General features: G+C 65.2%; 15 protein-coding genes, 1 tRNA gene and 1 riboswitch. Of the genes, 12 read left to right on the forward strand and 4 right to left on the reverse strand.

The features are described from left to right. Positions 1 to 127 precede the first annotated feature (127 nt). The 4 genes from AC3EC3_RS14145 to AC3EC3_RS14160 form a co-directional block, all read right to left on the reverse strand. Positions 128 to 1,165 (reverse strand): FecR family protein, encoded by a 1,038-nt coding sequence (locus AC3EC3_RS14145; protein WP_488490240.1) that lies wholly within the window; start codon positions 1,163 to 1,165, stop codon positions 128 to 130. Between the two features lie 111 nt (positions 1,166 to 1,276). Continuing rightward, positions 1,277 to 1,864 (reverse strand): RNA polymerase sigma factor, encoded by a 588-nt coding sequence (locus AC3EC3_RS14150; protein WP_488490241.1) that lies wholly within the window; start codon positions 1,862 to 1,864, stop codon positions 1,277 to 1,279. Positions 1,865 to 2,044: 180 nt separating this feature from the next. Continuing rightward, positions 2,045 to 2,131, reverse strand: a tRNA-Leu gene (locus tag AC3EC3_RS14155). Positions 2,132 to 2,346: 215 nt separating this feature from the next. Continuing rightward, positions 2,347 to 3,309 (reverse strand): zinc-ribbon domain-containing protein, encoded by a 963-nt coding sequence (locus AC3EC3_RS14160; RefSeq protein WP_488490242.1) that lies wholly within the window; start codon positions 3,307 to 3,309, stop codon positions 2,347 to 2,349. A 173-nt stretch (positions 3,310 to 3,482) separates the two neighbouring features. Between AC3EC3_RS14160 and ftsE the strand changes: the two genes are divergently transcribed. From ftsE to AC3EC3_RS14220, 12 genes are all read left to right on the forward strand, one after another. Next, complete coding sequence (gene ftsE, locus AC3EC3_RS14165) at positions 3,483 to 4,202, forward strand: cell division ATP-binding protein FtsE (RefSeq protein WP_260926690.1); 720 nt, start codon at positions 3,483 to 3,485, stop codon at positions 4,200 to 4,202. Then, positions 4,199 to 5,179, forward strand: coding sequence for a cell division protein FtsX (locus AC3EC3_RS14170; protein WP_488490243.1), 981 nt, complete (start codon positions 4,199 to 4,201; stop codon positions 5,177 to 5,179). Before ftsE ends, AC3EC3_RS14170 begins: the two co-directional genes overlap by 4 nt. Positions 5,180 to 5,189: 10 nt before the next feature. Next, the gene (locus AC3EC3_RS14175; protein ID WP_488490244.1) at positions 5,190 to 5,720 is read left to right on the forward strand and encodes a YdcF family protein; all 531 of its coding nucleotides are present in this window, start codon (positions 5,190 to 5,192) and stop codon (positions 5,718 to 5,720) included. Then, positions 5,720 to 6,415 (forward strand): lysophospholipid acyltransferase family protein, encoded by a 696-nt coding sequence (locus AC3EC3_RS14180; RefSeq protein ID WP_488490245.1) that lies wholly within the window; start codon positions 5,720 to 5,722, stop codon positions 6,413 to 6,415. The genes AC3EC3_RS14175 and AC3EC3_RS14180 overlap by 1 nt, the downstream gene beginning before the upstream one ends. 17 nt (positions 6,416 to 6,432) lie before the next feature. Then, positions 6,433 to 6,960, forward strand: coding sequence for an NUDIX domain-containing protein (locus tag AC3EC3_RS14185; RefSeq protein ID WP_488490246.1), 528 nt, complete (start codon positions 6,433 to 6,435; stop codon positions 6,958 to 6,960). Between the two features lie 61 nt (positions 6,961 to 7,021). Continuing rightward, entirely contained in the window at positions 7,022 to 7,894 is an 873-nt protein-coding gene (locus tag AC3EC3_RS14190; RefSeq protein WP_488490247.1) for a LysR family transcriptional regulator, read from the forward strand. Between the two features lie 146 nt (positions 7,895 to 8,040). After that, entirely contained in the window at positions 8,041 to 9,021 is a 981-nt protein-coding gene (locus tag AC3EC3_RS14195) for a DUF1852 domain-containing protein (protein ID WP_488490248.1), read from the forward strand. Positions 9,022 to 9,038: 17 nt separating this feature from the next. Continuing rightward, the gene (locus AC3EC3_RS14200; protein WP_488490249.1) at positions 9,039 to 10,070 is read left to right on the forward strand and encodes a methionine synthase; all 1,032 of its coding nucleotides are present in this window, start codon (positions 9,039 to 9,041) and stop codon (positions 10,068 to 10,070) included. A gap of 83 nt (positions 10,071 to 10,153) precedes the next feature. Beyond that, a complete protein-coding gene (locus AC3EC3_RS14205) occupies positions 10,154 to 10,645 on the forward strand; it encodes a flavin reductase family protein (protein ID WP_488490250.1) in 492 nt (163 codons plus the stop codon). Between the two features lie 31 nt (positions 10,646 to 10,676). Further along, positions 10,677 to 11,576, forward strand: coding sequence for a methylenetetrahydrofolate reductase (locus AC3EC3_RS14210; protein WP_488490251.1), 900 nt, complete (start codon positions 10,677 to 10,679; stop codon positions 11,574 to 11,576). Between the two features lie 5 nt (positions 11,577 to 11,581). Beyond that, positions 11,582 to 11,794, forward strand: a riboswitch (cobalamin riboswitch). A 106-nt stretch (positions 11,795 to 11,900) separates the two neighbouring features. Next, complete coding sequence (locus AC3EC3_RS14215) at positions 11,901 to 12,701, forward strand: acyl-CoA thioesterase (protein ID WP_488490252.1); 801 nt, start codon at positions 11,901 to 11,903, stop codon at positions 12,699 to 12,701. After that, the gene (locus tag AC3EC3_RS14220) at positions 12,698 to 13,369 is read left to right on the forward strand and encodes an epoxyqueuosine reductase QueH (RefSeq protein WP_488490253.1); all 672 of its coding nucleotides are present in this window, start codon (positions 12,698 to 12,700) and stop codon (positions 13,367 to 13,369) included. Before AC3EC3_RS14215 ends, AC3EC3_RS14220 begins: the two co-directional genes overlap by 4 nt. The last annotated feature ends 284 nt before the right edge of the window (positions 13,370 to 13,653 follow it).

Genomic DNA, 13,653 nt, shown 5'->3' on the forward strand with positions numbered 1-13,653 from the left:
AACCGGCGCGATCGCGCGGGTTTCAGGGGCTAGATGCGTGAGGGAGAAAGTTCCGCCCGTGCCTTGGGCAAATTTTTTTACGAAGCAGCAATGATGTTGACCAAGGTTCGTTGGGCAGGGCCGTTTTTCAGCGGGTCAGACGGATCACGCCGTCCTGATGCGAGACATGGGCGTCGAGACTGAGCGCCACGGCATCGGCGAAGCCGGCAGGGTCGGTCGCCGCGAACAGGCCGGTGATCGGTTCGCGCGCGAGTTCGGGCGAGGCGATCTCGATGGCCGGGCTGGCATAGCGGCGAAAGGTCTCGGCGGCATGGGCCAGCGTCTCGCCTTCGAACGCGAGTTGCCCCTGCCGCCATGACAGCAGCCGATCGACTTCGGCAGGCGGCAGCGGTGCAAGGCGCGTGGGCAGGGCATCGGCGGCTTCGCCGGGAAGTCCTGCGCTCTGCACCGCGCGGATACCCGGCCCGATGCTCTGGCGCAGGTCGTTGCGGGCGCCGTTGCTTTCGGCGCGCGCAAGGGCGCGGATCACGCCGCGCGTCACCAGCACCGTGACCGGCACGCCCGACAGCGCGTGGACCGAGAACGCCGCCGCGCCTGCTTCCAGCGAGAGTGCGCCTGCCTCGACAACGAACGGGCGGGCCTCAGCCGCGGCGGTCTCGAAGTAGGCACCGCCGGCATGCAGCAGGACGCGGCGTTCGGTGTCGGTGAAGCGCAGCGTCAGGCTGGTCGCGGTGTCGAGCGTCACCACGCTGCCGTCGAGCAGCGGCACCCGGCGGATCTCGCCGATCCCGGTCGCAAGCTGGCGCCCCTGCGGCCACAGGCGCAGCGGCGAGAGCGTCAGGGCAGCAGCACTTGCTGCCAGCGCGCCGATGCCGATCAGGGCATTGCGGCGGGACAGGGCATTGTGGGGAAACAGGGCGTGGCGGTGTGCGGCGGGATACTGTTCGGAATCGGGACGCAAGTCGATCAGCGGCGCCAGCGATCCGGCCTGCTCGGCATGGACCCAGATCGCCCGTGCCCGTGCCAGGGCGCCGACGTGGCGGCTGTTCGCGGCCAGCCACGCTTCGAGCTGCGCTTCCTCGCCCGCGCTCAGCCCGCGATCCATCCGGGCCGCCCAGGACGCGGCATCGGCGTCGATGGCCTTGGCGGGCGAGGGAGGAATCATGGTGGGACGGGTGGCTCCGGTGGGACTTTGCTTCGTGCCGGATTTTCCCGGCGCGAGCCCTAGATGCAGCGGGATCGATGTTTCCGCCACCGGGGCGCGAAATATTTCCGGTCAGGAGGCTTCGGCGCGACGGGATGCGTGCTCGGGAGCCACGATGGAGGCAGGTGCGACGCGCTGGTCCCGCCGCCCGAACTGCTTCATCAGCGCGCGGATGCCACGGGCGATGTGCTTTTCGACCGTGTTCTCGGACAGGCCGAGAGCCCCTGCGATCTCGCGCTGCGACAGGCCCTCGACGCGGCGCATCTGGAACGCGCGGCGGGTCTGGGGTGGCATGGCGGCGATGGCGGCGGCCACGCGGGCGAACTCGTCGCGCGCCAGGGCCTGGTGCTCGGGGGAGGGCGTGTCGGTAGCAGCGCCCAGCCGGTCGAGATCGTCGAGCGCGCCCAGCGCCACCACGCGCGAACGGCGCAGCTGCTGGAGCAGCACCGAGCGCGCGACCTGAAACAGGTAGCTGCGCGGATCGCGGATCGAATCGACTTCCGCACGTCCGACGAGAATCGCGTAGGATTCCTGCACCAGATCGTCGATCTGGTCACCACCGATATCCGACGAGCGCGCCAGCCAGCGGCGCAGCTCGGGTTCGTGGGGCAGGATGTGGCGCGCGAGCCAGGCACTGCGCGCTTCGACGGCGTGAAGCATCCGCGCCCTTTCGCAGAGCAACATGACACTTTTAAAACGCTGTCGGAAAAAGTTGCAGATGCGCGCTGGGCGCTATGCTGCCGGGCGCGGCCGGAAGTCGCCCGAGAGACAGGCGCAGGCTTTAAGTCGTAGCCAGCCAGTGGCCCGAAGGCGTTGATTGTTCCGAATTTTCAGGAAAGATGGTGCGGTCGAGAAGACTCGAACTTCCACGGGCTTTCGCCCACAACGACCTCAACGTTGCGCGTCTACCAATTCCGCCACGACCGCACGATCGACGGGGCCGTTTGACGGTGCCCCGTGGTAGGAGCGCGCCTCTAGCAAAGGGTTTCGGGGTCGGCAAGCGCATTAGCTGCGGATCGCGAATTTTTTTGACGTTTCGTTGACGGAGCCGGGAAAACCGCCGGATTTCCGGGGCTTTTGGGCACGTCTCGGCGTGCCGCTCACAGTCCTGCGGGCGCTGCGAGGCGTCGATCGGAAGAGAATCAGTCGGGCTTCCAGCCGATTTCGGCAGCCGAAGCGGCCTTGGGAATGTCGGTCAGCGCTTCGTTGATCGTCTCGGCCTCGCCCGGCATCAGCTTGGCCTTGGAGGGGACGATTTCCTTTTCGTAGACGATGCGGTCGCGCTTGTCGCGCAGCACTACCAGGATCGAGGGGACGTCGCGCGTCTCGCCGCCGATGTTGGTGACGGTGCCGCTGACGCTGAAGAACTGCGTGCCGTCGGGCAGGGTTTCGCGATCCTGGCGGCGGGCCGGGAAGTCCAGTTGCAGGTCGCTCTGGCCTTTCACGAAAGTCGGGTGCGGCAGCGGCAGCCAGTCCGGCAGGCCGAGCATGGCAACTGCGCCCGCCAGTGCCAGCGTGACGACGGCGAAGATGCCCGCCGCGTATGTCCCGATCTTCGTCCAGTTGCGGCGGGGGCGGAACGGCGGCGAATGCTCGAAGCTGGAGGTCTGCTCGTCGGCATACCGCCCGTTCGCCGCATCGTCGTAGAACGCGGGCGGCGCGGCGCGCTTTTCCGCCGCGCGTGCCTCGGTGGCGGCGGGGGGGACGCGAACCGGGGCGGGACGGGCCTCCTCGTGCCCGGCGAACGGCACCGGCGTTTCGGGAACCGGAGGCGGCGGGGGAGAAGGCGGAGGTGGTGGGGGCGGAGGCGGAGGCGGAGGCGGAGGCGCCGCAACCGGTTCGGCATAGACGGGTGCCGCTGCTGCCGGGGGCGCCATCGGTGCTGTCGCCGGTGCTGCCGCTGGTGCTGCCATGGGCGCGGCATGCGCCATGACCGGGGCGGTCATCGCGGGAGCAGGTTCAGGCGCGGGCTGGGGAACGAAGTCCGGCCCTTCCTGGAACCAGCTGTGCCTGCACTTCGCACAGCGCACCGTCCGGCCTTCGGGGCCGATCGCGCTATCGGGCACGGCGTAGCGTGTCGTGCAGGCGGGGCAGGCGATAATCATCGTTCATCAGCTAAAGCACGCTTGCACGAAGCGCGACAAGCAGCCTGTGCACGACTAAGCGGCGCATGGCCCTTTTTTCCACATACATTGCTCGCTATAGCCGCGCCAACGGCCTCTTCGGGCCGCTTCGCCTGCTTGTCCTGTCCGCCCGTCAACGGAAGTAACGCCGCTCGATGACCACCGCCGCCGATGGGGAGATCGTCCACTTCGACAATGTGGGGCTGCGCTATTCGGCCGAGCGCGAAGTTCTGGCGGACCTGAGCTTCACGCTGTTTGCCGGGCGTTTCTATTTCCTCACCGGGGCGAGCGGTGCTGGCAAGACCTCGCTGCTCAAGATGCTGTATCTTGCGCAGCGCCCGTCGCGCGGGATGATCCGCATGTTCGGCACCGATGCGATCACCCTGCCGCGCCGACGCCTGCCGGCGATGCGCCGCCGCATCGGCGTGGTGTTCCAGGACTTCCGGCTGGTGCCGCACCTCTCTGCCTTCGACAACGTGGCGCTGCCCTTGCGCGTCGCCGGGATCGCCGAGCGCGAGATCGAGAAGCCGGTGGCCGATATTCTCCAGTGGGTGGGGCTGGCCGAGCGCCGCGATGCGCCGCCTGCCGCGCTTTCGGGCGGGGAGCAGCAGCGCGTCGCCATCGCCCGCGCGGTGATCGCGCGCCCTGCCATGCTGGTGGCGGACGAGCCGACCGGCAACGTCGATCCCGAGATGGCGCTCAAGCTGCTGCGCCTGTTCGAGATGCTCAACCGGCAGGGGACCACGGTGGTCGTCGCCACCCACGACCTGGACCTTTTGCGCAAGGTGCCCGACAGCCTCATCATGCGGCTGGACAAGGGGCGTCTGTCCGACCCCACCGGCATGCTGCGCTATCCGCCGAGGCGCACGCCATGAGCGGTGCCCTGACGAAACGGACCGACAGCGGCGTGCTGTCGCGCCTGATGGCGCCTCTGCACACTGGCCGCCTGCAGGGCGGTGGCGGGCAGCGGCTGGCCGGGCGCGACCTGTTCCCGCAGGCGCGGCTGACCGGGCCGATGCCCTGGGTGATCGCCATCATGGTGGCGCTGACCGCGATCGCGCTGGCGGGCGGGCTTTCGCTCGGCAACGCCGTGTCCGCCGCGCGGGCCGAGATCGATGGCGGCGTGACCGTGCAGGTGCTTGAACCGCGCCCCGAGATCCGCGATGCGCAGGCCCGCGCAGCCACGCGTCAGCTGGAGCACATGGCCCATGTTACCGGGCTGCGGCTGGTGCCGCAGGCCGAGACCGATGCGCTGATCGCGCCGTGGCTGGGGACGGGTGCCAGCGACGAGGATGGTGTCTCGGTGCCGGTGCCTGCGCTGATCGACGTGCGTCTCGATGCCGCCGCAACGCCGAGCCGCGTCGCGCTGATCGCCCGCGCGCTGCACGATGTGGCGCCGGCGGCGCGCGTCGATGCGCAGTCGGACTGGCTCAAGCCGGTGTTCCGGGCGATGCAGTCGCTGCGCCTGCTGGCGGCGGCGCTGATCGTGCTGTTGGCAGGAGCGCTGGCAGCCGCCGTGCTGCTCGCCTCGCGCTCGGCGCTGGGGGCGAGCCGCGAAGTGATCGAGATCGTCCACCTGCTCGGCGCGACCGACCGGCAGGTGGCAGGCGTGTTCCAGCGCGCGACGGCAACGGATGCAGGCGCGGGCGGAGCGCTGGGGCTGGCGCTGGCGGTCGCGGTGATTCTCGGCCTCGGCCAGCGCTTTGCCGGGCTGGGCGCGGGGCTGGTCGATTACGGCGCGCTGGTGTGGAGCGACTGGGCGCTGATCGTGCTGGTGCCCGTTCTGGCAATGCTGCTGGCAATGGTGACCGCGCGCATGACGGTGCTGCACGCGCTGCGCAAGATGCTATAGTGGACACAGCATGTTTCGCCGTACCGCCGCCTTTGTCCTGCTGATCTGGCTTTTCGGGTTCGTCTGGTTCGCCGTCGCACTGCCGGGGCCGCTGGGCGCGCGCCAGACCGACGCGGCCATCGTGCTGACCGGCAGCGGCGGGCGGATCGAACAGGCGATTGCCGTGCTGAAGCGTGGTCAGGCGCCGCGCCTGCTGGTCTCGGGCGTCGGGCGCGAAGTGAAACCGCGCGAGTTTCGGGTGGAATACAAGGTGCCGCCGCGGCTGATGGCGTGCTGTATCACGCTGGGGTACGAGGCCTTCGACACGCGCTCCAACGCCATCGAGGCGGGGGACTGGGTGGCCGCGCATCATGCGCGCACGGTGCGTCTCATCACCGCAGACTGGCACATGCGCCGCGCCGAACTGGAACTGCGGAGGGAACTGCCCAAGGGCGTTACGCTTTACCGCGACGCGGTGCCCTCGCGGCCGAGCCTGGGCACGCTGTTCCTCGAATATCACAAGCTGCTCGCACGCGAGCTGACGACACTGTGGGGCGCCTGATGCGAACGAGCGCGGCGGACGTGATCCGCTCCCTTGCCTTCTATATCATCTTCTATCTCGGCACGCTGGCGATGGTGCTGGTGACGCTGGTCGCCGCGCGGATCGACCATGATCTGCTGGTGCGGATGGTCGCGCACTGGGCCGGGTTCCACCGGGGCTGCGCGCGGATGCTGCTGGGCATCGAGGTGCGGGTCGAGGGCCAGATCCCGACCGACGGCGTGCTGGTGGCGATGAAGCACGAGAGCTTCTTCGAGGCGATCGACCTGCCGCTGCTGTTCGACCGTCCCGCGCCGTTTCCCAAGGCCGAGCTGACGCGCCTGCCCGGCTGGGGCAAGGCCGCGCTGGCCTATGGCGTGGTCCCCGTGGAGCGCGATCAGGGCGCGAAGGCCTTGCGCGCGATGGTGGCGCAGGGGCGCGCCTTCGCCGCCGAGGGCCGCGCGCTGGTGCTGTTTCCGGAAGGGACGCGCGTGCCGCATGGACAAAGGCCGCCACTGCAATCGGGGTTTGCGGGGCTCTACAAGATGATCGGCGTGCCGGTGGTGCCCATCGCGGTCGACAGCGGGCGGCTCTATCACCGGCTCTGGAAGAAGCCCGGCGTGATCACCTTCCGGGTGGGCGCGCGGATCGAGCCCGGCCTGCCGCGCGCCGAAGCCGAAGCGCAAGTGCTCGCCGCGATCAACGCGCTGAACGGGTAAGAAGAAGGCATCCGGTCATGGCTTTCCATCACCGGCTGATCGGATCGCTGGCCCGCCTGTTCTGGCGCGTGACGAAGCCCCGCACCATCGGCGTGCGCGCGGTGCTGACGGACGCGCAGGGCCGGGTCGCGCTGGTGCGGCATACCTACACCGCGCAGTGGTATCTGCCCGGCGGCGGCGTGAAGAAGGGCGAGAGTATCGCCGATGCCCTGCTGCGCGAGTTGCGCGAGGAAGTGGCGATCACCGATCCGGTGATCGAGCGCGTGCTCGGCGTTTACCACAGCCGCCGCGAGGGCAAGGACGACCACATCGTCATCTTCGCCGTGCGCACCGACGCGCTGCCGACCGCCGATCTCGCCAAAGCCGACCCGCTGGAAATCGCCGAAGCGGGCTGGTTCGCGCTCGACGACCTCCCCGACACCACCTCCCCCGCCACCCGCCGCCGCATCGAGGAATACCGCAAGGGCGTGACGGGACTGGGGGGTGGTAGGGTTCTGGCCGGCAGACGACTGACCGGTTTGGGGTCAACACGCAGGGATAGCTGACGCTCACGCAGCGTCGTAAACCTAGACTACACAATCAGAACATGACAAAAGTTCATGTTCAATGATCGAGCTACAGCCCCTTGCGATTTTGCGCGAAATCAGCCGATCCGGCAGCCTTACCCAGGCGGCAGAGCAGTTGTGCCTCTCGCAATCGGCAGTCAGCCACGCGATCCGACGGTTCGAAGATCGCTACGGCGTCAAGCTGTGGGAGCGTGAAGGGCACAAGTTGCGCTTTACACAGGCAGGCGAATATCTCCTGAGCGTGGCGCAGCGCGTGTTGCCGCAACTGGAGCATGGTGCTGCGGTCCTGGAAGATTATGCGCGCGGGCGCCGCGGGGCGATCCGGGTGGGGATGGAATGCCATCCCTGCCAGGACTGGCTGATGCGGGTGGTGGACCCCTTTCTCGCCGAATGGGAGGATGTCGAACTGGATGTGACGACGGCATTCCAGTTCGGCGGGCTGGCCGCGCTTCTGGGACATGAAATCGACCTTCTCGTCACTCCGGACCCGATCGATCGGCCGGGCATCTTGTACCGGTCCGTGTTCGATTACGAACTGGTGCTGGCTGTGGGGGAGGGCCATCCTCTCGCAGGGAAGGCCCGGATCGAACCGGCAGACCTCGCAACCGAAACCCTGATCACGTATCCCGTCTCGCCCGAGAGGCTGGACATCTACACCCAGTTCCTCGTCCCCGCCCATGCCTTGCCGCGCCGTCACCGGACCGTCGAGACGACGGATCTGATGCTGCGCCTCGTGGCCTCGGGCCGCGCTGTCAGCGCGACGCCCAACTGGCTGTTGCGCGGGGTTCAGGGCGTGAAGGGAGTGCGGATCGGAAGGGGCATCTTCAAGTCGATCCATCTGGGGCATCGCATCGGGGCTACCCCCCGTTATCTCGATGCCTTCGTGGATCTGGCAGCGACCGTCCGGGTCTGAATCGTGCCAACATGACGGTGCGTCATGGTTTTTCAAATTATTGTCATTTGAGTTCATGTTCGATCTTCAGGATAGCGGCCTCGCAAGCACCGCCCTGCTGTTGAAGGCAGGCGGCGGCACCCTGATCGAGAAACCGGACCCCGCTCATGACGACCAAGGATTTCACCTTCACGACCTCGCGCACGCGGTTCGATGAGGATTACTCGCCGGCTGACGGCACCCGTCTCACCACCAATTTCGCCAATCTGGCACGCGGCGAATGGCGACAGAAGAACCTGCGCAATGCCTTGCGGATGATCGACAACCGCTTCAACGATCTTGCATCGTGGGATAACCCCGAGAATGACCGCTATACGGTCGAACTCGACATCATTTCCGCCGAGCTGCATATCGAGGAGGAAGGCAAGACCTTCCCGACCATCGAGGTTCTCAAGACGACGATCCTCGACCGCAGGACCGATGCGCGGATCGATGGCATCGTGGGGAACAGCTTCTCGTCCTATGTGCGGGACTATGACTTCAGCGTTCTGCTGCCCGAGTATAACAAGGGACGTTCGGGTTTCGGTATTCCCGGCGATTTTGGCGAACTGCACGCAAAGATCTTCAAGGCGCTGGTCGAATCCCCCGCTTTCACGCAGCAGTTCGCCAAGTCCCCGGTGGTCTGCCTCAGCGTCTCGGAGAACAAGGTCTATCACCGTACCGCGAACCGGCACCCCGTCCTCGGGTTTGAGTACGCGGTCAACGAACCCTCGCTGACCGAGCAGTATTTCCGGAAAATGGGCATGCAGGTGCGCTATTTCATGCCGCCCAAGAGCGTCGCCCCGCTGGCGTTCTACTTCTTCGGCGATCTGCTCAACGATTACACCAATCTGGAACTGATCGGTACGATCAGCACGATGGAGACTTTCCAGAGGATCTATCGTCCCGAAATCTACAACGCCAACTCGGTGGCCGGCGAAGTCTTCAGGCCAAGCCTGAAGCATGAGGACTATTCCAACACGCGGGTGGTCTATGACCGCGAGGAACGCGCTCGCCTGGCTACCGAGCAGGGCCGGTTTACCGATGAGCATTTCATCAAGCCGCACCGCGCTTTCCTCGACCAGTGGTCCGCCCAGTACGCCCTTTGAATTGAGACGTAACTTTTATGAATGAAATTCTTCCTACCTCGACCGCCGGCAGCCTTCCCAAGCCTTCCTGGCTTGCAGAGCCGGAGAAGCTCTGGTCTCCCTGGAAGCTGGAGGGCGACGAACTCGTCTCCGGCAAGCAGGATGCCCTGCGTCTGGCCGTGGACGATCAGCGTCAGGCCGGCATCACCATCGTCGGTGATGGCGAGCAGACCCGCCAGCACTTCGTCACCACGTTCATCGAGCATCTGAGCGGCGTTGATTTCGAGAAGCGCGAGACCGTGCGCATTCGCAATCGCTATGATGCCAGCGTGCCCACCGTGGTCGATGCCGTCTCGCGCCCGAAGCCGGTGTTCGTCGAGGATGCCAGGTATCTGCGCGCCCAGACCGATCAGCCGATCAAGTGGACGCTGCCCGGCCCGATGACGATGATCGATACGCTCTACGATGCCCACTACAAGAGCCGCGAGAAGCTGGCCTGGGAATTTGCCCGGATCCTCAACGAGGAAGCCCGGGAACTGGAAGCTGCGGGCGTCGATATCATCCAGTTCGACGAGCCTGCCTTCAACGTCTTCTTCGACGAAGCCAACGACTGGGGCATCGCCACGCTGGAGAAGGCCGCCGAAGGGCTGAAGTGCGAAACCGCTGTCCACATCTGCTATGGCTACGGCATCAAGGCCAACACCGACTGGAAGAAGACCCTGGGTTCGGAATGGCGGCAGTACGAGGAGACCTTCCCCAATCTGCAGAAGTCGAAGATCGACATCATCTCGCTGGAGTGCCACCACTCGCACGTGCCGATGGACCTGATCGAACTGATCCGCGGCAAGAAGGTGATGGTCGGTGCCATCGACGTGGCTTCCGACACGGTCGAGACGCCCGAGGAAGTGGCGGACACGCTGCGCAAGGCTCTCCAGTTCGTCGATGCCGACAAGCTCTATCCCTCGACCAACTGCGGCATGGCGCCGCTCTCTCGCGAAGTGGCGCGCGGCAAGCTGAACGCGCTTGGCGCCGGTGCCGCGATCGTTCGCAAGGAACTTGGGGTCGCGTAACCCTTGATCGTACTCGGAACCGGTTTGCCTGCGGGCAGACCGGTCCGCGTTCTTCCATCCCATTACAGCAGCAAAGCCGCCCCATGTCCGACATCGCCGAAATCGACACCATCGACCCGCGCGCCTTGCGCGATTGCTGTGGCCGTTTCCCGACAGGCGTCACCGTCATCACAACCCGCACGCCCGAGGGGGATCACGGCATGACGGTCAGCGCTTTCATGTCGGTCTCGCTGGAACCGCCCCTGATCTGCATCTCGATCGACAACCGTTCGAAAATGTTGCCCAAGGTCCGCGCTTCCGGGCGATATGCGGTCAATATCCTTTCCGATGCGATGCGCGACCATGCGCTGCATTTCGCAGGCCGCTCGAACGAGGCGTTGACGGACCTGTTCCACGAACAGCACGGCCTTCCTGTGTTGCGTGGCGCGGCGGCTGTTCTTGTGACCGACGTCGCTCAGGAGATAGCAGCAGGCGACCATGTCTTGCTTGTCGGTCAGGTCCGCTATCTCGACAGCGAGCCTGCCGCGAAGCCTCTGGTGTATCATGGCGGCCAGTTTGGCGCCATGTCTGCCTGACATTTGCGTTGAAAAGGCAAACTCAAGCGCGATGGCTGGTCTTTCCGTCCATTCCAACCCGGCAGCGATCGCGCAAAGTCTCTTGAGCGGCTATTCGCTGGAGGTGACGGCAAAGGACATGCCGGGCCTCACGCTGGCTGCATCGGGTATCACCCCCGGTACGTTGGTCTTCATCCCGTACTTGCCGGGGGAAAGTGACGCAGAACGGATCGCTGCGGTGCGCACCGTGCGGGGCCTTGGCTTTGAGCCTGTGCTGCACCTTTCAGCCCGGAGAATGGTGTCATCAACGGTTCTTGAAGGCATTCTGGCGGCTTGCGGCGATGCTGTGCTCACGCATTGCCTTGTTCTGGGGGGCGATCCATCCACTCCCCAAGGCCCGTTTGCTGACAGCGGATCGCTGATCGCTACCGGCCTGTTCGAGCGTTACGGGATCACGCATATCGGTATTGCGGGCCATCCCGAAGGTCATGCGGCGATGGATGAGGATCAATGCTGGGCTGTGCTCGAGAGCAAGTGCGCCGACATTGCAAATCGCGGCATGATGCCGTTTATCGTTACGCAATTCGCTTTCGATGCCAACCGGATACTGGTCTGGCTGGAGGTGTTGCGTGAACGCGGGTTGGACTGCCCGGTCCGGATCGGCGTTCCAGGCCCTGCGGGCGTCGCCACTCTCATGCGCTTTGCGGCCCGATGTGGCGTAGGCGCCTCTGCATCGATCCTGTCGAAATACGGCATCTCGATTGGCAAGCTGTTGGGAAGTGCGGGACCGGAAAGCTTCCTCAATTGCCTGTCGACAACCTTGGTCGCCGAGCATGGCTCGGTTCGCCTGCATTTCTATCCCTTCGGCGGAACTGGCAGGACAGTGGACTGGATCGAGCGTTATGCAGGCCTTGCTCCGTTGCCGGTTCGCGAGCTTGACTCCGCAGGGTGAATGCCTTTTACCGCTCCTGTCGAGGTTCCCCCTCCTTGCTCTGAAAAGGGTGGGTCGGGGCTAAGATGGGAAGCCGGTGCGATGCCGGCGCTGCCCCCGCAACTGTAAGCGGCGAGCGGGCGATCCAATAATGTCACTGGTGGCTTCGCCGCCGGGAAGGCCGGATCGTCAGCGTTGACCCGCGAGCCAGGAGACCTGCCAGCGACGCGATAACGTTCCTCCGGCGGGGTGTCCGGGCGAGACGCTCTTGCGGCGCGCCGGGTTCTTCGATGCGTGACGCACTTGCGTTCGTCTGTCTGCTTCGCCTTGTAACAGGCTGAGACGATGGGCACGCAAGCTGACGAAGCAAGCATCATGGTGACGGGAACAGGCGTTCAACTGATCGACATGGTGTTCCCCACCGACACCAATCATCACGGTACGTTGTTTGGCGGAATGGCCCTGGCGCACATGGACAAGGTCGCCTTTCTGGCTGCGACACGTCACGGCCGCGCGCCTTTCGTCACGGCATGCAGCCAGCAAATCGACTTCGAGGCCCCCGCCCGCGTCGGCGACATGATCGAGGCCACCGCCCGCGTGGTTCGGGTCGGTAACAGTTCCCTCGATGTCGAGGTGGAACTGGTCGCCGAAGTCCCCGTCAGTGGTGAGCGGCGGCGCTGCACGCGTGGGCGTTTTACGCTGGTCGCGGTCAAGGGGCCGGGCGTGCGCCTCCCGCTGCCACCGTTAGGGGCCAGCCAAAGCGTCGACGAAGCCGACGGGTTGCGCATGGTGGAGATGATCTTTCCCCAGCAGACCAACCACTACGGCACGCTCTATGGCGGCGATGCGCTGAAGATGATGGGCAAGGCGGCCTTCATCGCGGCAACGCGACATGCGCGTGCCGTGATCGTCATGGCGGCATCCGAGCGCATAGATTTCCGCTCGCCGGTAAAAGAAGGCGAAATGATCGAACTGGTCGCCCGGATCGCCAGGGCCGGGCGCACCTCGATGACGGTCGATGTGGATCTTTGGGCCGAAGTCCTGCTGACAGGCGTGCGGCGCCATGCCGCCACGGCGCGCTTCACCATGGTAGCCGTCGATGAGTCCGGGCGACCAACCTCCATTCGGAATGAAAAGGTGTTATGATGAGTTCTCTCGATCGCCCGATGCTGGCTCCGCCGGCGGGAGAAAAGAAGGTGCTCCTGCACAGTTGCTGTGCGCCGTGCTCAGGCGAGGTGATGGAGGCGATGAGCGCGAGCGGAATCGACTATACGATCTTCTTCTACAATCCCAACATCCACCCCAGGGAAGAGTATCTCCTGCGCAAGGACGAGAACATCCGGTTTGCCGAAGAGCACGGGGTTCCCTTTATCGATGCCGATTACGATACCGCCAACTGGTTCAAGCGTGCCCGTGGCCTGGAATGGGAGCCCGAGCGCGGCGAGCGATGCACCATGTGTTTTGACATGCGTTTCGAGCGGACAGCGCTTTACGCCCATGAGCAGGGGTTCCCGGTCATCACGTCCTCGCTCGGAATCTCGCGCTGGAAGAACATGACGCAGATCAACGACTGCGGGGAACGGGCTGCGGCCCATTATCCCGGCATCGCCTACTGGACATTCAACTGGCGCAAAGGCGGCGGGGCCGCGCGGATGATCGAGATTTCCAAACGCGAGCGGTTCTACCAGCAGGAGTATTGCGGCTGCGTCTATTCCCTGCGCGACAGCAATGCGCACCGCGTCAGCCAGGGGCGCCCGGAAATCGACATCGGCAAGCTGTTCTATGGCGATGAGCCCGGCGATCAGGAAATCTGAGCATTTATGGCAAGGTCCACGCCATGTCTTCCAGATACGCGGCATTGTCAGCACCGCCCTCAGCCGCGTACGGTAAACCCCGGCCGGAGTTCGGAGCGGCGGTATGACACGATCGCCTCGGGTATTACGCTGATCCCGCAAGGCGGGGCGATCGGCGTATCCTTTAACAGGTTGCGGAAAAAGGCTTGGCAGAGCCGGCCATTGGCCCCGTTTTCGCGGTTTTCTAGCCCACAGCGTCAGTCATTCCGGGAGGTAACTTCCCGAAGCCGGTCGTTTTTGACCGG

It is taken from the genome of Novosphingobium sp. BAM6 (assembly GCF_057784955.1).